19 protein-coding genes are annotated in these 25,932 nt (G+C 53.8%); 8 read left to right on the top strand and 11 right to left on the bottom strand.

Annotated elements, in window-relative coordinates; translation table 11 throughout:
- Nucleotides 1-57: 57 nt before the first annotated feature.
- Nucleotides 58-792, top strand: a complete 735-nt coding sequence (locus PXG97_RS06735) for an EcsC family protein (protein WP_276496984.1) — start codon at nt 58-60, stop codon at nt 790-792.
- A 94-nt stretch (nt 793-886) separates the two neighbouring features.
- Here the strand turns inward: PXG97_RS06735 and PXG97_RS06730 are convergent, their stop codons facing one another.
- The 3 genes from PXG97_RS06730 to PXG97_RS06720 all read right to left on the bottom strand — a co-directional run bounded on the left by PXG97_RS06730 (nt 887) and on the right by PXG97_RS06720 (nt 7,465).
- The gene (locus tag PXG97_RS06730; protein WP_276496983.1) at nt 887-5,347 is read right to left on the bottom strand and encodes a DUF7619 domain-containing protein; all 4,461 of its coding nucleotides are present in this window, start codon (nt 5,345-5,347) and stop codon (nt 887-889) included.
- 218 nt (nt 5,348-5,565) lie between these two features.
- Nucleotides 5,566-6,015: a 6-pyruvoyl trahydropterin synthase family protein gene (locus tag PXG97_RS06725; RefSeq protein WP_276496982.1), complete on the bottom strand. Its 450-nt coding sequence runs from the start codon at nt 6,013-6,015 to the stop codon at nt 5,566-5,568.
- Between the two features lie 163 nt (nt 6,016-6,178).
- Complete coding sequence (locus tag PXG97_RS06720; RefSeq protein WP_276496981.1) at nt 6,179-7,465, bottom strand: citrate synthase; 1,287 nt, start codon at nt 7,463-7,465, stop codon at nt 6,179-6,181.
- Between the two features lie 405 nt (nt 7,466-7,870).
- Between PXG97_RS06720 and PXG97_RS06715 the strand changes: the two genes are divergently transcribed.
- The gene (locus PXG97_RS06715) at nt 7,871-8,326 is read left to right on the top strand and encodes a DUF4268 domain-containing protein (RefSeq protein ID WP_276496980.1); all 456 of its coding nucleotides are present in this window, start codon (nt 7,871-7,873) and stop codon (nt 8,324-8,326) included.
- Nucleotides 8,327-8,331: 5 nt separating this feature from the next.
- On the opposite strand, the gene PXG97_RS06710 is transcribed toward PXG97_RS06715, so the two are convergent.
- The 4 genes from PXG97_RS06710 to PXG97_RS06695 all read right to left on the bottom strand — a co-directional run bounded on the left by PXG97_RS06710 (nt 8,332) and on the right by PXG97_RS06695 (nt 11,024).
- Nucleotides 8,332-8,643, bottom strand: a complete 312-nt coding sequence (locus PXG97_RS06710) for a hypothetical protein (RefSeq protein WP_276496979.1) — start codon at nt 8,641-8,643, stop codon at nt 8,332-8,334.
- Nucleotides 8,644-8,796: 153 nt separating this feature from the next.
- The gene (locus PXG97_RS06705) at nt 8,797-9,990 is read right to left on the bottom strand and encodes an MFS transporter (RefSeq protein ID WP_276496978.1); all 1,194 of its coding nucleotides are present in this window, start codon (nt 9,988-9,990) and stop codon (nt 8,797-8,799) included.
- Between the two features lie 123 nt (nt 9,991-10,113).
- Nucleotides 10,114-10,326 (bottom strand): hypothetical protein, encoded by a 213-nt coding sequence (locus tag PXG97_RS06700; RefSeq protein ID WP_276496977.1) that lies wholly within the window; start codon nt 10,324-10,326, stop codon nt 10,114-10,116.
- A gap of 230 nt (nt 10,327-10,556) precedes the next feature.
- On the bottom strand, nt 10,557-11,024 hold the full coding sequence (locus PXG97_RS06695; RefSeq protein ID WP_276496976.1) for a MaoC family dehydratase: 468 nt from the start codon (nt 11,022-11,024) through the stop codon (nt 10,557-10,559).
- Nucleotides 11,025-11,701: 677 nt separating this feature from the next.
- Here PXG97_RS06695 and PXG97_RS06690 point away from each other — a divergent pair.
- From PXG97_RS06690 to PXG97_RS06675, 4 genes are all read left to right on the top strand, one after another.
- Nucleotides 11,702-13,630 carry a PrkA family serine protein kinase gene (locus PXG97_RS06690; RefSeq protein ID WP_276496975.1) on the top strand — a complete coding sequence of 643 codons (1,929 nt, stop codon included), beginning with the start codon at nt 11,702-11,704 and terminating at the stop codon, nt 13,628-13,630.
- Between the two features lie 103 nt (nt 13,631-13,733).
- Complete coding sequence (locus PXG97_RS06685; protein WP_276496974.1) at nt 13,734-15,002, top strand: YeaH/YhbH family protein; 1,269 nt, start codon at nt 13,734-13,736, stop codon at nt 15,000-15,002.
- Between the two features lie 111 nt (nt 15,003-15,113).
- Entirely contained in the window at nt 15,114-16,628 is a 1,515-nt protein-coding gene (locus PXG97_RS06680; protein ID WP_276496973.1) for a SpoVR family protein, read from the top strand.
- 466 nt (nt 16,629-17,094) lie between these two features.
- Nucleotides 17,095-17,991 (top strand): aldo/keto reductase, encoded by an 897-nt coding sequence (locus PXG97_RS06675; protein ID WP_276496972.1) that lies wholly within the window; start codon nt 17,095-17,097, stop codon nt 17,989-17,991.
- 977 nt (nt 17,992-18,968) lie between these two features.
- Here PXG97_RS06675 and PXG97_RS06670 read toward each other — a convergent pair.
- From PXG97_RS06670 to PXG97_RS06660, 3 genes are all read right to left on the bottom strand, one after another.
- A complete protein-coding gene (locus PXG97_RS06670) occupies nt 18,969-19,280 on the bottom strand; it encodes a hypothetical protein (RefSeq protein ID WP_276496971.1) in 312 nt (103 codons plus the stop codon).
- A 188-nt stretch (nt 19,281-19,468) separates the two neighbouring features.
- Complete coding sequence (locus tag PXG97_RS06665) at nt 19,469-19,711, bottom strand: NUDIX hydrolase (protein WP_276496970.1); 243 nt, start codon at nt 19,709-19,711, stop codon at nt 19,469-19,471.
- An 85-nt stretch (nt 19,712-19,796) separates the two neighbouring features.
- The gene (locus tag PXG97_RS06660; RefSeq protein WP_276496969.1) at nt 19,797-22,022 is read right to left on the bottom strand and encodes an FUSC family protein; all 2,226 of its coding nucleotides are present in this window, start codon (nt 22,020-22,022) and stop codon (nt 19,797-19,799) included.
- Nucleotides 22,023-22,248: 226 nt separating this feature from the next.
- Here PXG97_RS06660 and ypfJ point away from each other — a divergent pair, with 226 nt between their 5' ends.
- Nucleotides 22,249-23,139 (top strand): KPN_02809 family neutral zinc metallopeptidase, encoded by an 891-nt coding sequence (gene ypfJ / locus PXG97_RS06655; RefSeq protein ID WP_276496968.1) that lies wholly within the window; start codon nt 22,249-22,251, stop codon nt 23,137-23,139.
- 96 nt (nt 23,140-23,235) lie between these two features.
- On the opposite strand, the gene PXG97_RS06650 is transcribed toward ypfJ, so the two are convergent.
- Complete coding sequence (locus tag PXG97_RS06650; RefSeq protein ID WP_276496967.1) at nt 23,236-24,126, bottom strand: phosphorothioated DNA-binding restriction endonuclease; 891 nt, start codon at nt 24,124-24,126, stop codon at nt 23,236-23,238.
- A gap of 509 nt (nt 24,127-24,635) precedes the next feature.
- Here PXG97_RS06650 and PXG97_RS06645 point away from each other — a divergent pair.
- The gene (locus tag PXG97_RS06645) at nt 24,636-25,820 is read left to right on the top strand and encodes a serine hydrolase domain-containing protein (protein ID WP_276496966.1); all 1,185 of its coding nucleotides are present in this window, start codon (nt 24,636-24,638) and stop codon (nt 25,818-25,820) included.
- Nucleotides 25,821-25,932: the final 112 nt, after the last annotated feature.

Raw genomic sequence — 25,932 nt, 5'->3', positions numbered from 1 at the left:
TGAAAGCTAAAGTACAGCACCACCAAACCCTCTAACTCTCTAACTTTCTAACTCCAGATGTCTCCCTACGAAGCACAGGCCCTGTACGAATTGCGGCGGTGGCAGCACGAAATGCTGCGCGACCCATCGCTGTTCAACGCGCTCTCCCATAGGGCGCAGGTAAAGCTCAACAGCTTTATTCCTGAGAAAGTGCACCAGGCCGTTACCGCGGCCATGAAGCAGATGATCCGGGGCGTGCTTTTTGGGGCAGGATACGTTTCGCAGAAGCCGCTGGAGCAGGTGCCGCTCGAGGTACGGGAGGCGCAGGTGCGCGGGCAGATAAAGTACTACCAGCAGGCCGCTGCGGCAGAGGGAGGCGTAACAGGTGCAGGCGGCTTTTTGCTAGGCCTGGTGGACTTCCCGCTGCTGCTCACCCTGAAACTGAAGCTGCTTTATGACGTTGCTGCGCTTTATGGATATGATGTGAAAGACTACCGCGAACGGGTGTACCTGTTGCACGTTTTTGAACTGGCCTTTAGCTCGCAGCAGCACCGCCGCAAAGTATACACGAACCTGGCCGACTGGGAAACGCAGAAGGAGCTGCTGCCGGAAGACATCAATGCCTTTGACTGGCGCAGTCTGCAGCAGGAGTACCGCGACTACATCGACCTGGCAAAAATGGCGCAGTTGATACCGGTGATCGGTGCGCCCATCGGGGCGGTGGTCAATTATCGTCTCATCACCAAATTAGGAGAAACAGCCATGAATGCTTACCGCATGCGCTGGAAGGAACAAGGCCAGCTGCAGAGATAGGCGGCAGCTCACAAGTATAAAGCAGAAGGGCCGGCAATAACGCCGGCCCTTCTGCTTTATACTTGATACACTAGTGTTATACTTGCTGTACCTGCTAGCGCACGTACAGTTTATAGGTAAGCAGGCCGCGGTCTGTGTGCAGGCGCAGCAGGTAAATGCCGGCCTGAGTTTGGGGCAGTTGTACCTGCAGCGCTTCCGGTCGTGGGGCTGCTATGCGTTGCTCCAGCACCATTTGGCCCAGACTGCTGAATACCTGCAGCAGTTGCACCTCAAAGTCGGCGCGGTGCAGGTCCAGGTAAAATCTGCCATCGCTGGGGTTGGGTGAGATGACGATAGCCTCGGCCATTGGGAGGCCTTCCACCACAAAATCAGCGGTGCTGTAGGCTTTGCCGCCGTACCCCGTGATTTCTACTTTGCCAGTGGTGGCCCCGCGCGGCACCCTTACCTTATACTTGTCACCGGAGGTTTCCAGCACGATGGCTTCCCGCCCGTTAAAGGTGATCTTGTCCTGCAGCCCCATGACGCCGAAGTGCTGGCCGCTGACCTCCACCACCGTGCCCACGCTTCCCTGCGCCGGCTGCATGGCCGTGAACCTGGGCCCCGGGATCACCTCGAACCGAGCGAAGGCTGCGCCGCCCGGCGTCTCCACCACAAGCACGTTGGACTCTGCCTGCTCCGGCACCCGCACCACCAGGCGCTGCGGGCCCGCCTCCAGCACCGGGGCCTGCACCAATCCGAAAAGCACATTGAGCCGGGCCTTATCCGCCGTGAAATTCTCGCCTGTGATGGTGAAGACATCCCCCACAATGCCGCTCCCCTGGCTCAGGCTGCTGATGGTTGGCCTGTACCAAACCGAGTAGGGGGAGGCGCTCTCCACCTCGCCCCCTTTGGTAAGGATGGTGAAAGTGCCTGTCACAGCTCCGGCGGGCACCTTCACCGATACTTGGTTGCTGTTTTGATAAACGATCTCGCAGTTGAGGTTGCCCAGCTTGACCGCCTCGATCAGCTGCAGGTGCTGCCCCTGCAGGTTCACCACGTTGCCTACCAGGCCTTCCGATGGGCTGAAGGAACTCAGCACCGGCGGCTGGTACACCTCAAACACCTCCGTTGCGCTCACGCCACCGTCTGGCGTCACCACCTTCAGGGGACCCGTGGACGCGCCTTCCGGCACCAGCACCCGCAGCTCCGAGTCGGTGGCGCCGACCACGGTGGCGGCCTTCCCGTTGAGGTAGACTCTGTTGGCCGTGGCCTCGGGGGCAAAGCGCTTGCCAGAGATCAGAACCTGCGTGCCGTACTTACCCGCCGCAGGCGCAAAAGCCGCAATGGCCGGTGTGGCCAGCACCTCCTCCAGGTGCACCCGCACTTCCTCGTCCACCACCGAAGGCATGTCGTAGATGCGGTTCAGGGTTGTGTTGGTGCGCACAGGGGAGTTGTAATCGAAGAAAATGTCGGCCAAGTTCTCCACGGCCGTCTTCTCCGGCAGGCCTGCCTTTGGCTTGATGCTGAACTGGATGTAGCCGTGGCTGCCCGGCTCGTTGGCGTTGCTGTCGGGCAGCATGATGTTGTCGAAGGTCCAGGTGAGCACGGGCCGGCCTTTGCCGCTCACCTCCAGGCGGTGGGCATGCGAGGCGGCCCCCATTTGTAGCGTGCTCAGGTCCAGGTGCTCGGAGAGCGTGTCGACCACCACCACGCGGTAGGCCACGTCGGTGCCCGTGTTCTGAAAGCGGATCTTATACTTGAGCGCGGTGTTGGTGGGGGTGTAGTTCTCTGCTGTCCTGCCCACCGGCGTCACCAGCTTGTCGTTCGGGTCATAGGAGTCGGTGATGGGCACACACTCCTCCGACACTTCGGCCTCCTCGTCATCTGTGGGCAGCAGGTTGACCAGGCCGGAGGTCACGGTTGTGCTTGCGTTGGCGGCGGTACAGGCTTCTAGGGTCACGCTGGCTGTTGTGTTGTCGCCGTTGCCCTCCGGCTGGTCCGCCTCCAGGCGCCAGGTACTGCCCATGGATGGCACCCAGAACACCATGCTGTCTCCGGCGGCCAGTTTGAACTGCTCTGAAGAGGCAAGCCTGCCGTCCCTGTACTTGCGTAACAGCTCGTGCTGCTCCATGTCGGCAGTGCCAGAGTTTTTGAGCACGAAACGGATCCTGCCCGTTTCGGCGTCGCAGCGGCCGGCGATGGTGACGGTGGGTGTGGGTTTGGTCGTTGCGTTGTTGGAAGGCGTGACCCAGGCGCGGGTGCAGACGGTACGACCGCGCACGCTCTCGTCGCCGCAGGTCACCATGTCCTGTATGGTGACCTTGCCCTGCTGGCCGGCTGTTAGATCGCCCACGGCGAAAACATAGGTGCCGTCGGGCTGGCGGGTGTAAGGATTGTCTGCTGAAAGCAGCTCCACCTCGGCCGGCAGCTGCACATACACCCTGGCATCGGGTGCCGTGGCAAAACCGGAGTTTACATAGCGGACGGTGGTGGTGCTTTCGAAGCAGCGCCGGCGGCGGGTGGAGGAGACGCTGACGGAGAGGTGGGGGGAGAGGGTGACCCGATTGGCGAAATCCATGCCTGCTACCGTACTTCCTTTTGCTGTGATGGTAGCTGTATGTGGCAAGTCACCCTCCGGCGACAACTGCGTGATAGACGAACGTGCATCGAGGGTTGGCAGCACCTGTGTCACCTTATAAGTACCCGCATGCTCTACCGGCACGCTATACTTCCCACTTGCATCCGAGAAACCGAAGACAGAACCGGGCTCCACTCGCACAGGTATCCCTTTTATGCCGGCCTCTTCTGCATCCTGTACGTTGTTTGAGTTGGCATCATGAAAAATAGTGCCTGCGATGAAGCTCTCCGCCGGATCAGGATTATTCTTTAGGATCAGTACTTGGCTATCGTTAAGCGCCCCGGCCAACACAGTGCTACCGGCAGCGTTCACTGAGATTAGGTTTGCAGAAACCGGTAAATACCCCTTTAGCTGCCCCTCCGTGTCAAAAACCTCCACTGAGTTTCCGGCCACATACACATTACCTGCTTTGTCAACTTCTATACTTTTGGGAATATTGATTTCCAAAATATATCTTCCCCTTGTCTTGTACTGTAGAAGTAACAGCCCATCGGGATCATACTTGTTTACCTCATACACCGCGTCTAAAGGGGAGCCTTGGCTATGGAGGAGAATGATAATGTAAAGATTACCAGTGGCATCTACCGCTATGTCCTGATAAATAGGGTTGGGGTACGATGTGTTTACTCCCGCCAAAGTAGTAACTGACAGAAGCTTACCGGCTCGGTTATACTTGGCAACCTTCCCGTCTACCAAAACATACAGGAAATGATCAAGCCCTGCGGTTAGCCTGGGCCTTTTCCCGGCCACGTTAGCCGGAATGGGTTCAAAGTTAGTGACAAAGCTCCCGTAGGCGCTGAACCTCTTTACGGTCGCACTGTCTAGAACATACAACGCCCCATCACTGGCGGTTACTATATCCTGTATTATACCGAACTCAGCCTGAGGACTTCCGTTGCCAATGTCCGTTAACTTTATGCCTTGTCGGTTATACTTCTCGATTTTTCGGGAGGCATTGTTACCAATATACAGGTAATGGCCTAGGCTGTCTGTTTCCATGGCAGCCGTGCGTAAGCCAGTTTGTGTAGGGCCAGGCTCCCCAAAGATGGCCTCACGCTCTCCTGTAGGCAGTAGTTTAAACACCTTCCCGTGCTGCGGGCTTCCCGTTAGCCTGCCGCTTGCGGTAACATACATGTTCCCATCCTTGTCAAGCCCGATGCCTAGGTTTTCGTCGGATCGGACTCCCGGCAAGTTTAGGTTTAGCCGGTACTCACCGTCTTGGTTGAAAGTATAGACAGTGGCGTTGGAGGCGTCCGCAACGTGTACGATCCCGTTGCTGCTCACCTCCACACCCGTGGGGCGTCCGAAGGCTGGGGCCCCGCTTCCTGGAGTTGAGTAGGCGGTAAGCAGTTGCCCCGCCGCATTGAATTTTGCAATACGTTTGTTGCCTGTGTCTGCCACATATACACTCCCATCCGGGCCAACGGCCACATCTGTCGGTGTGTTCAGGGAGTTAATCTCAAGCAGAAACTCGCCATTGTTGCTAAACTTCCGAACGACATGCTTGGTAACGTCCGTGATGTAGATACTACCGTCCAGGGCCACGGCGATACCCTCCACATAGGATGAGGTAAAGGAGCCAGCTAAGTGGTTTTGGAATTTGTGTAGCAGGTTGCCCTCGCGGTCATACTTGTACAGGTAGAAGGTGTAGGCATCCCAAACGTACAGATTCCCGGCAGCGTCTGTCGCCACTGCGCGTGCACGCCCCCAGAACGGAATATTGGCTGTGAGGATATCTTTGTAAAAGCTACCGTCTGCGTTTAGCACCCTTACCTGATAGCTGTTGGCCACATAAATTTTCCCTGTCTCGTCCACCGTTACGCCCACTGGTGTACTTAGCATGTGGCCAATAATGGAAGTTGTCTTCAAAGCATCCTGGGAGTGGCTGCTGTAATGGAAAAGAAACAGAAAGGCAATCAGGAGTAAAGCTGTTCTCATAGGCTAAAAGTGAACGGTGGATGAAGTAAGTATAGAGTGTTCAGTAACAGGGCCTAAAGGTATACATTTTGACTTAAATATATAGCTCTTACAGGAGCTGTTACCGAAGCCAAAGCATACTTAATAGCAGAAGCTGAGAGTACAGCGGCAAACAAAAACAGCGGCCCTTACACTTTGCAAAGTATAAAGGCCGCTGCCAACGTATAAATCCTGCGTTTTTACCGGTTATCCTCCGCATACCACTCGGCAAAGGAGTTCTGCGTTTCCCAGAGCTTGAGGTGGTGCAGGTTCACATAGTCCGGCAGGTGCTTCTGCAGCCGGTGCTGAAAATCGATGAGCATGTTTTCGCAGGTGGGCTGGTAGGGGGTAAGCAATAGTTTGTGCTCATACTTGCGCAGCAGTTCCAGCAGGTCATTCGGGAAGCCTTGCGGCAGCACCAGCGCGTGGTCGAAGGGCTGCACGATATGCTCCTGCACTAACTGCTTCAGGTCGCCGAAATCCATCACCATGCCATTTTTCGGGTGCTCTTCCTCCACTAGTGGTGTGCCTGTAACCGTTACCTCCAGTTTGTAGGAGTGGCCGTGGATGCGGCGGCAGGGGCCGTCGTAGTTGAGCAGGGCATGCGCCGTCTCAAAGGTGAAAAGCCTGGTGAGCCTGATCTTCGTCATCAAGTATAAAGCGTAAGAATTGAAGTATAAGTGATTATACGCGCAAGGTAGGCCGGCAGTAGGAAGTATAAAATGACCCAGGTCATTGTGCGGGAGGGGCAGGGGGCAAAAGAAAAAGGCCAGCCCATGGGCCAGCCTTTCCTGTGTTTATATTTTTAGCAGATTAACGCTTCTCCACCGGAACGTAGTCACGCTTGGTTTCGCCGGTGTAGATCTGGCGCGGACGGCCGATAGGCTCCTTGTTCTCACGCATCTCTTTCCACTGTGCGATCCAACCTGGCAGACGGCCCAGGGCGAACATCACCGTAAACATATCGGTTGGGATGCCGATAGCGCGGTAGATGATGCCGGAGTAGAAGTCCACGTTCGGGTACAGCTTGCGGTCCACGAAGTACGGGTCGTTCAGGGCAGCCTCTTCCAGCTCCTTGGCGATGTCCAGGATCGGGTCGTTGATGCCCAGAGCGGTCAGCACCTCGTCGGCTGCTTTCTTGATGATTCTGGCGCGTGGGTCGAAGTTCTTGTACACGCGGTGGCCGAAGCCCATCAGGCGGAACGGATCGTCCTTGTCTTTTGCTTTCGCGATAAATTTCTTAGAGTCGCCACCGTCAGCTTTTATCTGCTCCAGCATCTCGATTACCGCCTGGTTGGCACCACCGTGCAGCGGGCCCCACAGGGCGCTGATACCGGCAGAAACAGAAGAGTACAGGCTGGCGTTAGCTGAGCCTACCAGACGCACCGTAGAGGTAGAGCAGTTCTGCTCGTGGTCGGCGTGCAGGATCAGCAGCTTGTTCAACGCGTCCACTACCACCGGGTTGATCTCGTAATCCTCGGTCGGATAAGCGAACATCATGTGCAGGAAGTTAGAGCAGTAATCCAGCTTGTTTTTAGGGTAGTTTACCGGATGCCCGATTGAGTTCTTGTAAGACCAGGCTGCAATGGTTGGCATCTTAGCCATCAGGCGGACGATAGAAAGGTCCAGCTCCTCTTTAGTCTGGTTTGGGTTAAGTGACTCTGGGTAAAAGGCCGTGAGCGAGCTGATCAGGGCAGAAAGAATGCCCATTGGGTGTGCCGCAGACGGGAAGCCGTCCAGAATCTTGCGCATATCCTCGTTCACCAGCGTGTGCAGCCGAATCTTGTTGCTGAAATCGCTGAGTTCCTGCTCTGTCGGGAGCGAACCGTAGATCAGCAGGTAAGCCACCTCGATAAAGTTCGATTTCTCAGCTAGTTGCTCTATCGGATAGCCTCTGTAGTGCAGGATGCCTTGCTCACCGTCCAGGAACGTGATGGCGCTGGTGGTGGCGCCTGTGTTTTTATAACCTGAATCCAGGGTAATATAGCCCGACTGAGCGCGCAGAGAAGAAATGTCAACAGCTTTTTCATTCTCTGTACCCTCTACAACAGGCATTTGGTATGATTTACCATCTAAAATTATTTCAGCAAATTCTGACATGTGTATTAGCTTTTGTTTGCGTAGTTGTGTCTCTTAATGAAGCGAAATTAGGTAAAATTGTTATAAAATGAAACGCGCTGCTTGCATAATATCTTAATTAAACAATGTACTCACAGCCACCTGAAAGTGCCCCACTCCTTAAAGTGATTTTAGCTTAAAATGTTTCATTTTACCTGTATCATTTGTCAGGATTTGCTCCTGAGAGTCTTCACTTAGGATTGGGTGAGGCTCCCTATGGCTCCAATGTACAGACAAACAGTTGATGGTGAGGCTATAACTTCCCCGATCGCATGGGTAGAGGCCCCACGCCTTATCCTGATCAAACGCCCTGCAGGCTTATCCTCCTGCCTGCCTTCATCAAGCCGACCGATAGCTTCCGATCCTGAAAATAGCTACTTTTGCAGCATGTATACCCGTGAGCAGGCATCTCAGATAAGGCAGCATTTCTGGACCACCTTTGGCCAATACATGTCCCCGCAGCTTTCCGCCGAGGGGTGGAAGGTGAATTGGCTCAACTACAAAACCGGCGTGAAGGACATTTATTTCCGGATGAATGCCGACAATAAGCGCGGCTACATTGCCATTGAGCTCGCCCACCCTGACACCGAGATGCAGGAGCTGCTGTTCGACCAGCTGCTAGAGCATAAAACCATGCTGCACGAGGTACTGGGGGAGGAGTGGGAGTGGCAGCTGCACACCTCCGACGACTCGGGCCGTGTGGTGAGCCGGGTTTACAAGGAGATTGCCCCGGTGAGCGTATTTAATAGGGATGATTGGCCGGCCCTCATTTCTTTCCTGAAGCCCCGCATTATTGCCCTGGATACCTTTTGGAGCGATGCCAAGTATAGTTTTGAGGCGTAACCGGCTTACCAGGTCGTGTCGTCGTCGGGGTTGGTGAAGCCGAGGCCAGGGCGGTAACGGGTGCCTCTGCCGTGCAGGTGATCCCACATGTCAGCCTCCATTTTCAGCTTGTCCAGCCGCATAAACTCTTCCCACCGCTCTTTATCTTCCTGGCTTAGCTCATTTACGAGTTGCTGCAGGTGTATAGTATTGCTTTCCTGTTGCTGTGCCACCAGGTGCGGGTTGGTGCGCAGCAGATGCTCTATCTTGATGCGGAAGTAGGTGTTCAGCTCTTTGTAGCGCGTTTCGTCCCAGTTCTCCAGGTTTGGGTTCTCCATAGTATATGTGTTTGATGTTGGCGATTCACTGCAGCGGCCTTGCCTTTCTTTAACGTGCAATAAGCGATTCCGTGGCAGCCTGAAAGGTATAAAGTTAAAGGTAACAGCGTTGAGGAGAGAGATGCAATCGAACAACTAGTAACCAACAACGAACTAAGCAGCCTTGCCTGAGAACAGCAGGTGCACCGCCAGGGCCAGCGAAGAGAAAACCAGCCCCACCAGCACCACGCCATTCCAGCGCCACAACTGCCAGGCCTGGCTCGCCAGTATGGTGCCGGTAGCGCCGCCTATAAAGTAGGTAAACATGTATACTGTGTTCAGGCGGTTGCGCGCCTCCGGGTTTAGGGAGAAAATCTGTGTTTGGTTAGAGATATGGGAGCCCTGCAAACCCAGGTCCAGCAGGATGACACCCGCTACAAGACCAAGTATACTATAGGAGAAAAGCCCGAACACCGCATACGACACGATGACCATGACCAGCATTGCGATCTGGATATAGCGCGTGTTAAACCTGTCGCTAAGCCGCCCCATCACAGAGGCCATGATCGCGCCGCCTGCACCCACCAGACCAAAGGCCCCGGCCACATCGCTGCCGGCAAAGAAGGGCGGCCCCTCCAGCAGGAAGACTAGCGTAGTCCAGAAGCCGCCAAAGCAGGCAAAGGCAAAAGCCCCGCGCGCAGAGGCCAGCCGAAGCACCGGCTCAGTGCGGAACAGGTGCACGAGTGACTTCATCAGGCTTTTATAGTTACCCTTAAACTGCGGGTGGATCTCAGGCAGCAGGAGGTATATCGCCACCCACAGCAGCACCATGAGCCCGGCCGCGATCAGAAAGACGGAGCGCCAGCCCAGGTGCTCGCCCAAAAAGCCGCTGAGGGTGCGCGAGAACAATATGCCCACCAACAGACCGCTCATGACGGTGCCAACCGCCTTGCCGCGCTCCTCGGGCTTGGCCAGGTGTGCCGCCATGGGCACAAAAAGCTGGGGCACCACGCAGGTAGCCCCAATTAGCAGGCTGGCTGCCATTAAGGTATAAATGTTGGGGGAAAAGGCCGCCAGCAGCAGCGAAAGTATGATCAGCGCAAAATCGAACATAATCAGGCGCTTGCGGCGCAGCATTTCGCCCAGCGGGATGATGAACAGCAGCCCTATGGCGTAGCCCACCTGCGCCAGCATGGCCACCATGCCGGCACTCGACTCTGATACCTGAAATGTATCCGCGATCTTGACCAGCAGGGGCTGGTTGTAGTAATTGTTGGCGATGACCATGCCGGAGGCGATTGTCATCAACCAAAGTGTGGTGCGCGTAAGCTGCGGCGCAGCAGTAGGCGTTGTTTGGGGAGGCGTCATGGAAAGGCGAATGTACTATGCTTTGCTATCTTCTACTAACGGGAGCAACAAAAGTATAAAACAGAAGTTTGCCGAGCCCGCCTCTGTTGCCGGCTCCCGTTGTAGAGCCTGACGCAGCTACCCCTACTGCTCAATCGCTCTGTGGCGTGGTACCGTTCGTGAGTAAGCCCCGTTCATCCCCACAAAAATGCACGTGTCAGGTGCAGACACCCGCTCCACAAATAGCGCCCAATGCGGCGGGGCTGGGGTAGGCAGGTTATTATACCCCAAAGCCCTGCAGCTGGTAAGCAGGTGGAGGGGTGCCTTGCCGATGAGGATAGCACTTTCGATCGGCATGTCCTAAAGGTCAGCCCCACGGCTCCGGCTACCGTCGCGGCAAGCTGGGCAGCACTGGTTAACTCAATCTCCCGCAGGTGCTGCAGCAGCGCATTGTGCTCCGGTACCAGATCCACAGGGCAGGAAGGAAGCTGTTAAACTTCTCTTCCTTTGCGATGGGTTGGCAGTTAGCCTGGCGTTGGCTCAAGGCTAAGTATGGAAAACGTGCTGCTGTAGCCCAGGGGGCGCTTTTAGTCGTTAAAATGGTAGAGGAACGTAATCACCCCGGTGAAGGCCGGCTTTTTGCTGTCCTCAATCTCCAGGGTTACCTCCAGGCTAGCCTTGGCTATGCCGCGCAGGTTTTTAACCGACAGCAGCTTGGCACGCAGGCGCACACGGCTGTTCACGACCACGGCCTGGTTAAAGCGCAGGCTCTCTATCTCATAGTTTACCTGCATCTTCAGGTTCTGGATAGTGGCTATCTGCGACCACAGGTAAGGAAGCAGCGACACGGTGAGGTAACCGTGGGCAATGGTGGCTCCGAAGGGCGACTCGGTTTTGGCGCGCTCGGCGTCCAGGTGTATCCACTGGTGGTCCAGGGTGGCATCGGCAAATTTACTTATCTGCTCCTGCGTGATGGTGTGGTATTCCGAAACACCCATTTCGGTGCCTTCATACTTGGTAAGTTCATCAAGGGTGCTAATTACTAACTGGCTCATATAGTTTGTTGTTTGTGTAGGTGTGGCAGTATCTTTCTATCCCACGTATAAGGTACAAACGTGGCGCTGCGAGGCGTAATATACGAAACTTAAATATTTAGTTCGTGCATACACGCCGCAGTGCTCTGTTTCAGGTTCGTCTGCAGGGCGCGCTAACCGCTTCTTTCAGCCGTAAAACTTGAGCGACACTAAAAAATTATTGCATACAAAGTATACTTTTTATAAATCTAATAGTATAAAATATAAACCTTTTTGAATCTAAAGCACGGAAGCAGTGTTTCTTTAGTAGCTGTCCTTATCTACAGCAGGTAGTAAACGGGTGCTGCCTCAGGCGCCCGGGGGGTGGCGAAAAGGTGCTGATGTGCAGTTAGTAACACAGGGCATGTGCCCGAAAGGTATGTTCTCCCTTGTTGTTACAGGCTTACTTTCCGACGTAAATCATGAACCCTATTGTTTCTGTGAAAGACAGAAGGCAGGTAAGCTGGTTTAAAATCACCCTTAGCAAGTATTAAAAGGCACGGGTTGCCGCAGAATGGTATTAAAGACATCAGCTTAAACAAAAACCTACACCTATGATCAGATTGGTTGCTCAGCAGTACCCCAAACGCTAGTCTCGCTTTAGGAGCTGCTCTGTAAACTCAGCGGAAATGATTCTGATATGTTAAGAAACACCCGATATGAACATTTTAGAAAAGATCAAAACCAATTACAGTGCCTCCCAGAACGAGATGACAGTAGCTGCCTATCTTGAGGAGTGTAAGAAGGACCCGGCAATGTACGCCAAGCCCGCCGAGCGGATATTGAGCGCCATTGGGGAGCCTGAAATCCTGGACACGCGCCAGGACCCCATGTTAAGCCGCATCTTCTCCAACAAGAAGATCAAGATCTACCCTGCCTTCCGGGATTTCTACGGGATGGAGAGCACGATTGAGCAGATCGTTTCCTATTTCCGCCACTCGGCGCAGGGGCTGGAGGAGAAAAAGCAGATCCTGTACCTGATGGGTCCGGTGGGAGGCGGCAAAAGCTCGCTGGCCGAAAAGCTGAAGCACCTGATGCAGCAACACCCCATTTATGTGCTGAAGGCCGGGGACGAGGTAAGCCCTGTGTTCGAGAGCCCGCTGGGGCTGTTTGCCGATTACACTGATGAGCTGGAGAGCGAGTACAGTATACCTACCCGTTACGTGCCGAGCTGCATGAGCCCCTGGGCCTCCAAGCGCCTGCGCGAGTTCGACGGTGACGTGAACCGCTTTAAGGTGATCCGGCTGTTCCCGTCCATTCAGGAGCAGATCGCTATTTCCAAAACAGAGCCAGGCGACGAAAACAACCAGGACATCTCGACGCTGGTAGGTAAAGTAGATATCCGCAAGCTGGCCGAGTACCAGCAGAGCGACCCCGATGCCTACTCTTACACCGGTGGCCTGTGCCTGGCCAACCAGGGCCTGCTGGAGTTTGTGGAGATGTTCAAAGCCCCGATCAAGGTGCTCAACCCGCTGCTGACAGCTACCCAGGAGAAGAACTACAAAGGCACCGAGCCGATCGGCGCCATTCCTTTCGACGGCATTATCCTGGCGCACTCCAACGAGTCGGAGTGGGCTAAGTTTCTGAACGATAAAAAGAATGAGGCCTTCCTGGACCGTATTTACAAAGTACAGGTGCCGTACTGCCTGCGCGTGAGCGAGGAGATCAAGATTTACGAGAAGCTGATCCGGGAGAGCTCGCTGCGCGAAGCGCCCTGTGCGCCGAAGACGATAGAGCTGCTGGCTGAGTTCTCGGTGATGTCGCGGTTGAAGGAGCCGGAGAACTCCAGCATCTACTCAAAGATGCGGGTGTACAACGGCGAGACGCTGCGCGAAACCGACCCCAACGCCAAATCCATACAAGAGTACCGCGACGATGCCGGCATCAACGAGGGCATGCAGGGCATCTCGACCCGCTTTGCCTTCAAGATACTTTCCAAGGTGTTTAACTTCGACAGCGAAGAGATTGCCGCCAACCCGGTGCATTTGCTATATGTGCTGGAGCAGGAGGTGATCAAGATGATGCTGCCGCCGGAAACGGAGACGAAGTACCTGCACCTGATCAAGTCGGTGCTGGCCAGCAAGTATGCCGAGTTCATCTCGGATGAGATCCAGAAGGCGTACATCGAATCCTATAGTTCCTATGGCCAGAACATCTTTGAGAAGTATGTGATCTACGCCGACCACTGGATGCAGAACAACGATTACCGCGACCCGGACTCCGGCGAGATCTTCGACAGAAGCATTCTGAACGAGGAACTGGAGAAGATCGAGAAGCCGGCTGGCATTGCCAATCCGAAGGATTTTCGTGCCGAGGTGACCAACTTCTTTCTGCGCTACAAGGCTAACCACGGAGGCCAGAGCCCACGCTGGGACTCTTATGAGAAGATCAAGAACGTGATCGAGAAGAAGATCTTCACCAACACCGAAGACTTGCTGCCAGTGGTGTCTTTCAACGTGAAAACAAATGAGGAGGACGAGAAGAAGCACCGCGACTTCACCCGCCGCATGCGCGAGCGCGGCTACACCGATAAGCAGATCCGTATCCTGGTAGACTGGTTCATGCGCGTGCGCAAAACGATGGCCTAAATAAGTTAGAGAGTTTGTGAGTTTAGGAGTGATGAGTTAAACCGCTGCGTCTCTTAAATTCTATGACTCTCTAACTCCTAAACTCTTTAACTCCCAAACTCCCATGAGCCATATCATTGACAGACGGAAGAACGACAAGGGAAAGTCTACCGGTAACCGGCAGAAGTTCCTGAAGCGGGTGGAGAACCAGATCAAGCGGGCCATACCGGACGTCATGGGCCAGGAAAGTATAACCGACAGCAAATCCGGGGGCAGCGTGAAGGTGCCGGTCCGCGGGCTGGATGAGCCACATTTTCGCCACGACCCAAAAACCGGTAAAAAGCACATCGTGCAGCCCGGCAACGACCGCTTTAGCGAAGGCGACCGGATACCCAAGCCTAAGAGCGGCGCAGGCCGTGGCAGCGGCAAGGGCAAAGGCTCTAACAGCCCCGAGGTAACAGAGGATGAGTTTACGGTGGTGCTTTCGAGGGAGGAGTTCCTGAAGTATTTTTTCGACGACCTGGCCCTGCCCAACATGGTGAAGAAGCTAATGGAAAGCACTGAGAGCTTCTCCATGCGGCGCGCCGGCTATACACGCGACAGCGTTCCGTCGCGACTCAACATCAAAACCAGTTACCAGCAGTCGCTGGGGCGGCAGCTGGCCCTGCGGGGAGTGTTTGAGAAGAAGCTGAAGACGCTGGAAGAGCAACTGGCCAAGACCAGGAAAAAAGCAGACCGGGAGGCACTGCAGCTGGAAATAGAGAAGGTGCGCCGGCAGGCCAACACCATTCCGTTCATTGAGGACATTGACCTGCGGTACAACAACTTTGAGCGGGTGCCAGTGCCCATAACATCGGCTGTTATGTTCTGCATCATGGATGTGTCGGCCTCCATGGGCCACCACGAAAAAGACATCGCCAAACGCTTTTTTACGCTGCTCTACCTCTTCCTGACGCAGCAGTACAAGAATGTGGAGTTGGTTTTTATCCGCCACCACACCGAAGCCAAGGAAGTTAATGAGGAGGAGTTCTTCAACTCGCGCGAGAGTGGTGGTACGGTGGTGGCGCCGTCGCTGAAGCTGCTGGACAAGATCCGCCGGGAGCGGTACGACGAGAGCTGGAATGTGTACTGCTGCCAGGCCTCGGACGGTGACGTGTGGTCCAAGCAGGATGCGCTGGAGTGCAAGAACCTGGTGTTGGAGACCATACTTCCGGCAGTGCAATACATGGCTTATATCGAGATCAGCAACAGAGACCGCGAAAGCGACCTGTGGCAGGCCTACAAGCGCATCAGCAACGATGAGGAGTTCTCGATCCGCCACGTGTACGAGCCTTACGAGATATGGCCTGTGTTCCAGGGGCTGTTCCGGAAGCGTAGCGAAGCTGTTTCTTGACTGTTAGACAAAGGACTTTATGACAAAAGATAGCTTGCACATAAGCACCCATATTTAAATAAACATCCTTTGTCTTTTGTCAAATGGTCAAAATGTCAAACGAAAATCACCATGACAGAGAAAGATCAATATAAGGCCATGTTCTGTAACCCCAACTGGGATTACCAAACACTCGAGGCGGCGGATGAGGTGATCGGCAGGATAGGGAAGGAGTACCTGAAGCTGAAGACCTACCCGAACCAGATCGAGATCGTGACCTCGGAGCAGATGCTGGACGCCTACGCCCTGACCGGCCTGCCCACTTCGTACCCGCACTGGAAGTTCGGCAAGGATTTCGTGCTGAACCAGAACAACTATACCAAAGGGCGTATGGGGCTCTCCTATGAGTTGGTGATTAACTCCAACCCCTGCATCAGCTATAACATGGAGAACAACTCCACCTGTATGATGCTGCTCGTGATCGCGCATGCCTGCCAGGGCCACAATGCCTTTTTCGCCAACAACTACATGTTCCTCGACTGGACCTCGGCCGACTCGATTGTGGACTACATGGCCTTTGCGCGGGAGTATATCTTAAAGTGCGAGGAAGAGTATGGTGAGGAGGAGGTGGAGCAGGTGCTGGATGCTGCCCATGCCCTGATGCACCATGGGGTGGACAAGTATAAAAAACCATCCAAGGTATCGGCCAAAGCAGAAAATGAGCGCCTGAAGAAGCTGACGCACATTAAGCGGGAGAACTACAATGAGCTCTGGCGCACACTGCCCACCGTGCCCGACCTGCCGGAGGCCAGCGCTAGCGTGGATCACAGGTTTCCGAAGGAGCCGGAAGAAAACGTTTTATACTTTATAGAGAAGTATGCGCCGGCACTGCCGCAATGGAAGCGCGAGATCATCCGGATCGTGCGCAAGGTATCGCAGTACTTTTACCCCCAGGGGGCAACCAAGGTGATGAACGAGGGCTTTGCCACCTTTACGCACTACCACATCATCAACAAGATGTTTGAGGAAGGCTACCTGAACGATGGCTTTATGCTGGAGTTCCTCAAAAGCCATAGCGGGGTGCTGTACCAGCCCGAGTACAACAGCAAGTTCTACTCCGGTCTGAACCCGTATACGCTAGGCTTTAACATCTTTATGGACATCAAGCGCATCTGCCAAAACCCTACAGCTGAAGACAAGCAGTGGTTCCCGGACCTGATCGGTAAGGATTGGCTGCAGCAAGTACACTATGTGATGGAGAACTTCCGCGACGACAGCTTTATACTGCAGTACCTCTCCCCAAAAGTAATCCGCGATATGCGCCTTTTCATGATCGTGGACAACGAGCACGAGGACGAATATGAGATCGGGGCCATTCACAACGAGCGCGGCTACCGCCGGGTGCGCGAGCACCTGAGCAACCAGTACGACCGCTCCTCCATGGTACCGAACATACAGGTAACCAAAGTAGACCTGCACCGCACCAGTAAGCTCTACCTGACGCACTACATCCAGAAAGACCGCCGCCTGGATGCCAAGAGCGCCAAGGAAACGCTGGAACACATCCGCTACCTGTGGGGCTTTCCGGTGGAGCTGCATTCCAAAAACAAGCTGGGCATCAACGAGACCACATTTGAGGTGAAGTGACTTTCTCCCATACCCCCTCATGGGGCGGGGCGTCAAACTCTCCACTCCATGGCGCGAACTTTCAACTTTGTGATTTGCAGTGAAGGGAGAGTTTCTGGCTCAATTCGGCCGGAGGCCAGGCAATAGCAAGTCATGAGTAAGGGGCGCTCGCGCGAGGGGAAGGTTTTATTCAATTTTCTAAAACGGCCACACACTTTGGAATGGGAGCGGTGCTGTAGCTTTCTGCGTGTATGCAGGTCTTACCGCTCAATAATTGTCTACACCTCCTGATGCCGCTAAACATACCATCTCATGCCTTATCGTAAGTATAGCTTCTGTTTTTGCGCCGCCCTGGCCAGAGTGCAATCTGTAGTAGGTCTGTGTCATTTTACCTCCAAGCGTCCAGAGGGCCCTTGAGCGTCTGCCCGGGCAACTTTCCATACTTTGATGAGTTATGTATACTTTAGCAGATCATCTAACTTAAAGTATGAAGTATAAACAACTCGGAAAATCAGACTTGCTCGTAAGCGAGGTCAGCTTTGGCTGCATGTCGCTGCAAGGGGAGGAGAAGGAAAATGTCCAGCTGCTGCACCAGGCGCTGGACCGCGGCATTAACTACTTCGACACGGCTGACCTGTACGAGAAAGGACAGAATGAGGCAACGGTGGGCAAGGCATTTAAGGGGATGCGGGACAAGGTAATTATGGCTACCAAGGTAGGAAACCAATGGCGCCCTGACGGCAGCGGCTGGGACTGGAATCCGCGCAAAGCCTATATTCTGCAGGCGGTGGAGGAGAGCCTGCGCCGGCTCCAAACCGATTACATCGACCTGTACCAGCTGCACGGCGGCACAATTGATGATCTCATAGACGAAACCATAGAAGCCTTTGAGCAGCTGAAGCAGCAGGGCAAGATACGGCACTACGGTATTTCCTCTATTCGCCCCAACGTAATCCGGGAGTATGTGAAACGCTCTAACATCGTCAGCGTGATGCTGCAATATAGCCTGCTCGACCGCCGCCCTGAGGAAGAGGTGCTGGACCTGCTGCACCAAAACAACATCGGCGTGTTAGTACGCGGCAGCCTGGCGCAGGGGCTGTTAGCTGGTAAACCCGCTAAGCCATACTTAGCTTATACTTTAGAAGAGGTGCAGCAGGCCGCCGAAGCGGTGGAGGCCGTGGCCGGCACTGTCCTCGATGCCTCAACTGTTGCCACACGCTTTGTGTTGCAGCACCCGGCAGTCACCTCCGCCGTTCTGGGCATCCGGACGGAAGAACAACTAAGCGCCGCACTTCAGGCTGCCGATGCTCCACCGTTGAAGCAGGAAGCAGTACAGCAACTGCAGGCAGTGTTGCCCGCTAACAAGTATGAGCAGCACCGGTAGTCTTATCTTAAGCCATCTTGACAAAAGGAGGGGGAGAGTTCATCCCTCTACCTTTAGCCTCAAGTTATGTTTTATACTTCCTTCGCTGGCGCAAGCGTCCGCTTGTTCCAGTTCTAAGTCATAGCTTCTCCCGCTAGCGCGAGCTTGTAGCTCGTGCTTTCTCTATTGCCACTGCTTTTCGCAGCTTGGAACAAGCTATCCTTACTAGCCCCTGTTCATTCTCAGTCTTACAAGCGGCTTGTTTCATCTCTGGCTTTGGCTCGCTCCAGCCCGCGAGGGCTCGTCCTGGGGGTAGGGGTCCTCGATAAGGGCATCGCGCTGTCTACATTTCCTTTGCTCCTGCGTCGCAATGCCGCCACAGCGGCACCGGAAATCTAGAAGGCGCTCAACCCAAGGACTGGGTATCATTCCAATAACCACCGTTGATGGAGCTGGAACAGAACTCCCCTCCTTAGACAAGGAGGGGCAGGGGTGGTTGGACCCGGCACTGCAGAATTCCCGGGAAGGGGCTGTATTACACCTTTCAGTAGAAGGTTATGACCTAGTTCTGCAAGACCGCAGTGCCGAAGCTTTTACTTTCCACATGATTAAGCGAAGACCTGCTCCTGAGACAAGTATAAAGAAACCACGCCTCGAAAAGCAAAGCAGGTAAAGTATAAACAAAGCGTTAGGTAGCAGGCATAGACCTACTAAAAAGCAGAAGCAGCAAAGAATTCTTTGCTGCTTCTGCTTTTTTTCGTGTGCTATCCGCTGGCTTTGTAGCGCCAGTGGTTTCTTAATCGTAGCTGTTCTTTTTCTTTTCCAGTTTAGCGGCCTTTTTCTCCTTGTCGGTTTTGGCCGGCTTCTTTTTAACGTCCTTTTTCGCGTCTTTAGACTTTGCCATGGTTGTAGGAATTATGGTTTAGCTAAAGGTACGCTTTTTCCTGACTTCCCGGCTATGCCTGCGGTGCTATCTGAGCTATTTATTTTGGCTTGCTTCAAGAATAGTGCACCTCCAACTCCCCGGCCTCCAGGCCAAGCGCGATGCCCTGCAGCAGGATACGGCAGTTAGGGTGCGCAGGATCACGCAGGTCGTTCTCAATGTCGCTGATGCGCGTCTGGAACGGGTCGCCTTCGAAAAACCGGAACCACAGTGCCTTGCCCGTTTCCTCTTCTTCCTCCTCATCATGTATCACCTGCAGCTCGATTTCCCGAAGCCGTACGATCAGGCCATCCAGGTCTAGCTGGTTGTCCAGGTATGCGTTAAAAGCCTCGCTGGCGATAGTAGTGTAGTGCGGTTGTTTCGTCATAGTGTACAGGCTTTAATATATAAACGTAAGCTGCTACCGAATACGTTTTTGCTCCTTCAGCCAGTCAAAGATAAGCTGATCTACCGGAGTAATAAGCGCCCTTTCGGTATAAGATAGCCATACTACCTCCTCAATTTCAGCGGCGGCCGCGATAGTGCCAGTGTACGTGCCCTCGTAGCAGGTCATCTTTACCTGCACCCCATCGGGGTGGCTGTCGGCCTGTCCTGAAAGATGCCAATAAACCTCATGCTCTTCTCCACCAGTCCTATGCTTAATTCTTCCTGAATCTCGCGGTGCAGTGCCTGAAAATCTGTCTCGCCTGCCTCGCGCTTGCCGCCCGGTAGGTAGTACTTTGTTCTGCCCCTGCTGCGGGTGCTGAGGATCCTGCCGTCCCGGATCTCGATCCAGGCCAGTTTGTCGATGAGTTTCATGTGGGGTAAGTGTTGCTACGTAGATAGATGATTGGGTAAAATGCTCAAGTTGTACAGCTTTTCCGAGGCTACCAGGTTGGCTGCACTACGCCAGTTCCTCCACCGCCTGCTTTAGGTTGCCGGAAATGGTGTGCAGCCATTTTAGCTGATCCGAAATGAGACGGGCTTCCTTCAGGTTTTTGAGAAAGCCGGGGTCAATGGGCTTGTAAGCTGCGCCGGCCAGCTGTTGGGTGCGCACGGCAACCAGTTCATTATACCTGCCCTCCAGGTGCCCGTAAGCCGCTATCAGTTCCTCTTTTACCACTTCCGCTTGCTGCACCTCCTCTTGCAGCGCTTGCAGGGCCTGTGCCAGGTTGGCGTCTATTGATTTAATGATCAGATTAAAGTGTTCGCTGTCAGCCTCCGCATTGTTGTCCCGGATAAAGGTACCCAGCGCAGCCGCGGCGGCCAGGAAAGTATGGTTCAGGCCAACGATCTCATAAATTTCCATCAGGTGCTGCTGCGTGGATTTCGGCTCCTGGCTCATCCGCTGGAAAGCAGCATTCAGGTTGCCCATCTGCAGGAACGCTTCTTTCCGGGCGAGTTTATAAGCCGTGCTACTCTGTGTCTTGTGCTGGTTATAATAGGCTATCTCGGCCAGGTAGCTGCGGTTGGCATTCAGGGCTTTCACAATGTTGCCTTTTATACTTAATACCTCCCACGACGGCCACAAAAAGGAGATAGCCCCCATGGCAATGGCAGCTCCTGTCAGGGTGTCGATCACCCGGAACTGGATCGCGCCGAAGGCGTTGGGGGTGATGAGGGCGTAGATAAAGACGATACCGGTGGTCACAAAGATAGAGGAGGTGCGGTAGTTCTTCTGCACGAAGGCAAAGGAAAGCACCAGCGAGACCAGGGCCAGCACGCCATACAGGTAGGTGTTCTGCACCAGGAGCACCACCAAACCAGCTATCACGGCACCTAACAGGGTGCCGTACAGCCTGTGCTTTGAGCGCTGCTTGGTAAGGGTGTAGCCGGGCCGCATGATCACCACAATCGAGAGCAGTACCCAGTAGGCATTTTGTATCGGGAAAATGATGCCCAGCACATAGCCCAACAGCATAGCGATTGTAAGCCGGGCGGCGTGTTTGAAGATGGGCGACTGAAGAGAGAAATTCTCCCGCAAAATCCGCACATCATAATCCTGCTGGGTGAGGAACCGCTGGCTCTCCCTGCTTTGCAGGCCAATGCTTTGCTGGCCCTCCAGGTCCTGGTACACCCGTTCGATGGCGGTAATCTTTTGCAGCAGTTTCTCCTCATAATCCTGCAGGTTGTGGAGCAGCAGCGCGCCCTCCCGGGCCTGGGGCAGCTTTAGTTCCTCCACATATTGCCGTATGCTTTGGCGGCACTTTTCCAGCAAAGGCTCCAGGTCTTTTTCCGCAGCCAGGGCACGCCCCAACTGCATGCTGTCCGCCACCTTATCCAGCTTCTCCGACAACTCAAAAACCAGTTTGATGAAAGGCACCAATACTCTGCCAGAGCTTTGGTATAGTTCTCTTGCGCGCTCGTAGTTGGCTGGGTTGGCAAGCGACAGTTCCAGGATATCTATCAGCTCGATAAAAATCAGCAGTTGCCTGCGCTGATAGTTGGAGGTGCCGGTTCTTTGCCTGTCGTGTAGGAGCACCTCCCGCAAGGCCTCGTGTATCTCGTTGAGCTTTACCTGCAGGTTGTAGAGCTCTTTCTGTAGCGCCTCCTGGTCCTGGGTCTCGGTAGCCAGCTTGCCACGCAGTTGTATGTAGCGGGCTGTTTGGCGCAGGCAGTCGATGATGAGGTTCTCGGTTTGCCGCCTCTGCAGCAGCGAGTGGAAAACAAGCGACAGCAGCAGGGCCCATAGGCCGCCAGCACCAATCAGCAGGCCATGTATAAAAATGTCGGCACCCGTATGCGCGTGTACGAAGCTGAGCACAATGGCCATCAGCCCCGCAAAAGACACCAGGGAAGCCCGGAAGCCATAAACCGAGATAAAGGATATACAGAACACCAGCACCGCCAGGACCGGAAGCAGCAGGTACAGGTTGCCCAAGGCCAGGTTAATGGCCATACTGGCCAGCATGGCAATGGCAGCAGAAACAAGTATACCTACGATCTTATGTTGCCGGCTGCCCGGGACGTCGCTGCTAGAGGTCAGCATCACCCCAATGGTAATGCTCAGGAAGTAGGGCACCTGTCCGAGCCATACCCCCAGGGCAACAGGCACAGCGGCGCCAAACACAGTCACCAGTGCCTTTACAAAATCTGTACTCTTGATAAATTGTCTCAGCTCTTGAAGCATAGTGCTAATGTACGGGAAGTAGCGGCACGAAGCAGCATCTGCAGCCAGAACTATCGCTATCCCGTAATTTTTCGATGTCTTCCTGTGTAGGTAAAAGTATACGGCTCAGTTGCGGGCATCCAAGTGCAGCTGCTGTCCGTTATACTGCTCGTATATAGCAATAGAATTCAGTTGCAAGGTGGTAACCAAGCAGTTCTCTCATCACGCATTTTTGTAAAAATTAACTATGAAATGGCAAGGCAGAAGAAAAAGCAGCAATATAGAAGACCGTAGAGGACAATCGGCAGGTGGTGGCAGAGGTATCAGCCCTATGCTACTTATCCCTCTGTTCCGGTTACTTTTCTCAAAAGTGGGGCTTATTATTGTGGCGGTGCTGGTGGCGCTGATGTTTCTGACAGGCACCAACCCGCTGGCGCTGCTGCAGCAGTTTGTGGGCGGAGAGCCGCAGTATGCACAGCAAACCGAATACCAGCCAAGCCCGGAAGAGCAGAGGCTGGCCGAGCAAACAAAAGTTGTGCTGGCAGATACCGAAGACGTCTGGAACAAGATCATAGATGGGTACCGGGAACCCACCCTGGTGCTGTTCACGGATCAGGTAAACTCGGCCTGTGGGTTAGCCTCTTCCGCCACAGGTCCTTTTTACTGTCCCGGCGATGAGAAACTATACATCGACCTCAGCTTTTTTGGCGAAATGGACCGAAGGCTGGGTGCTCCGGGAGACTTTGCGCAAGCCTATGTGGTGGGCCATGAAGTGGGGCACCATGTGCAGAAGCTCACCGGCACCATGGAGCAGGTGAACGCCATGCGTGGCAGACTCTCCGAAGCGGAGTTCAACAAACTAATGGTACGCTTAGAGCTACAGGCCGATTTCTATGCCGGGGTGTGGGCGCATCATACCCAACGGGCAACAGGGTTTCTGGAGCCCGGCGACCTGGAGGAAGCCCTGAATGCAGCCAGTGCCATCGGCGATGACCGCCTTCAAAGGCAAGCCACAGGCAGAGTGGTGCCCGACTCCTTCACGCACGGCACCTCGGCACAAAGAGTTCGCTGGTTTAGAAAAGGCTTCGAGACAGGCGATGTGAGCCAGGGCGATACGTTTAATGCAGAGCAGTTGTAGAGCAATAGTTGTAGACTCGTAGTAGAACATAAAGCCTTTCCAGCAATGGAGAGGCTTTTTTACATCTAGTGCTAGTGCGTGCTTGCAGGGGCGGGATTAGCTTCTGTAGCCACCTTTAAATACCTCATTTACATGCCAGGCGGTATAAGCTGGGCTAGGGTAGAAGGCTTTTTTCTGGGGAGGCTTAATGGACTTGCCGTTATGCCGGATAAGCCAATCTTGCGCACCTATACCATTTACTTCGTCAGACACCAACATCCTAAGCTCTTCTGTAACCGTAAAAGCTCCCAGATCGAACAGCTTATGGTGCGTAGCGCAAAGGGCTAAACCATTCACCTCCACATCCGGACCGCCTGCCTGGTGCCACATAATATGTGCCGCCTCCAACGCCAGCAGCTGGTGCCGTAGTCTTACACTAAATCCACAAACAGCACATTGGTACTCGTAGGCCTTCAGTATGCTTTCCCGGAAAAGGGGATCGCGTTTCCGGCTAGGTTTTATAAGTTGGGCTGCAGGGATAACCGTGATATCTAAGCCTACAGCATCCAGTATGTCCTGGTGTAGCGTGTCCGGGAAATTCTGCTCAAGTATAACTTCAGCTATACTTTTTACCAGCTCCGGATTCTGTCTTAATTGTTGTGTTACATGCTCCGGAAACTTACCCGCCAGGTGGTGTTCACGCAGAAACTTTGAAGTATAATCCTGCTTTGTGTTGATCAGATCAGGCGCACTTAACTGCCAAAGCCCATCGTTCGCCAGTTTTGTGAAAGGGAAATTAGGGTAATGGCTTTTCCTGTAAGGCCCGAAATCAATCAGCAGGTCCTTTAATTTAGGCTCTATACTTGTATATGGTATAAAGCCGGTATTGCCTCTTTGTATCTCTCCCAAAGCAATAAGTATAAGCAATGGCTTGTGCGGCGCACGCGTGCCTTTGCTTTTCCAGGTGTTGATGTTTTGGAACTGGGAGAGGACGTTTAGAGCAGTCAATGTGCTTAAATGAAGAAAAGTAGATTACCTTTTAAATTTTAATGCTGATAGCATCTGCCAGTCGCATTTGTGGTCATGCGTCTACACCGGGCGCCTGCTTTTGTGGTTCCAGAGCATTGCACACTAGCTGATGAACTTCTGCCTGGGGAAGAACTAACGGCTTGTTCCCTATTACCACCTGCTGAGCTTTCTGGTGTAACTGTTTGGGCACCAGCAGTTGGTTTACATATACTACAGGGAGTTAACCCTTCAGCCTTGGCCAATGCTACTGTTGTTTCAATAGAGCTCTTCAGGTATCGACAATTCTGCAAGTGATACTTAGCACCTGTTCTGGTTTTGTAAACTGTTTGCGCCTGGCAGGCAAAAGCGATCAATACAAAGAGGAAGAAGAGTAAGTGTCTTTTCACGCTGTTGATCCTTGTTTTAATATTATATAGTAAATATAATATTATTTTAGAATACCTGATGCGCCAAGCAACGTACTTCTACAAAACCTTCAAAGCTCTCCTATGAAAAACCTCTACCTCCTCTTCCTTGCCATACTTCCCCTCACCACCCACGCGCAAACTATCACCAAACTCGACGGCAGCAAAGTAACCGCTACTGCCTTAGATCAAAGGATAAACCAGCTGATGCAGGAGGCACAGGTACAAGGGCTGGCTGTCGCCATTTTCAACCAAAACCAGCCTGTGTATAAGAAAGCCTTTGGCTACAAGAATCTCCAAGCTAAAGAACCGCTGAAAACCAGTACCAACCTGTATGGTGCCTCGCTGAGCAAGGCGGTATTCGCGGTGCTCGTGATGAAGCTGGTGGAGGAGGGGGGGCTGGAGCTGGACAAGCCGCTGCAGGAGTACTTGCCGAAACCGATCTACTCCTATGCCCCGCAAACCAAGTGGCACGACGACTACAGCGCCCTAAAGAACGACAGCCTCTACCAATATATCACAGCTCGCATGTGCCTGGCCCACACTTCCGGTTTTCCGAACTGGCGCTGGTATGAGGAAGACCAGCAGCTACGTGTAAAGTATAAACCCGGCACCAAGTATAGTTACTCTGGCGAGGGGCTAGTGTACCTGCAGGTGGTTCTCGAAAAAATGACGGGCAAAACGCTGGAAGAGCTGATGCAGGAAAAGGTTTTTAAACCTGCAGGCATGAAAAACTCGTCGTATACATGGCAGCCGCGCTTTGAGCCGGACTATGCGCTGGGGCACAAAAGCAACGGCGAGCTTTACCCGAAAGATAAGGACAACGAGGCACGCTCGGCCAGCACCCTCGAAACCACATTGGACGACTATACTCTATTTACGCAGGCTGTGCTGCAGCACAAAATCCTGAAGCCTGCTTCCACCCGCAAGATGTTTTCTCCGCAGATCAGGATTCGGTCTGTGAAGCAGTTTGGCCCCTTAAGCCAGCGCGACACCACTGCTAACGATGCTATTGCCCTGAGCTACGGGCTGGGGTGGGGGCTGCTGCAGTCGCCGCACGGAGTAGGGGCTTTTAAAGAGGGGCATGGCGACGGCTTTCAGCACTATTCCATCATTTTTCCGGAGGTCGGCACAGGCATTATTATCATGAGCAACTCCGATAATGCCGAGAGCATCTTCAAAGAACTGCTCGAAACCGCCATCGGCGACACTTACACGCCCTTGTACTGGGAAAATTACATTCCGTACGATCAGCAGGCATCAAAATAAGGAAAGATAAATACGCGCGCCCTCCCGGGGCCGAAGCTTGTACAGAAGAGTAAGCGCAGAGGCGGGAGCCGCTCTTACCAAAGGAGCGGGCGTATGTGCCGGCTGCCTGTAC

The sequence above is a fragment of the Pontibacter litorisediminis genome, from assembly GCF_029360645.1.
GTDB classification, from domain to species: Bacteria; Bacteroidota; Bacteroidia; order Cytophagales; family Hymenobacteraceae; genus Pontibacter; species Pontibacter litorisediminis.
This window is presented reverse-complemented; position numbering and strand designations above follow the sequence as displayed.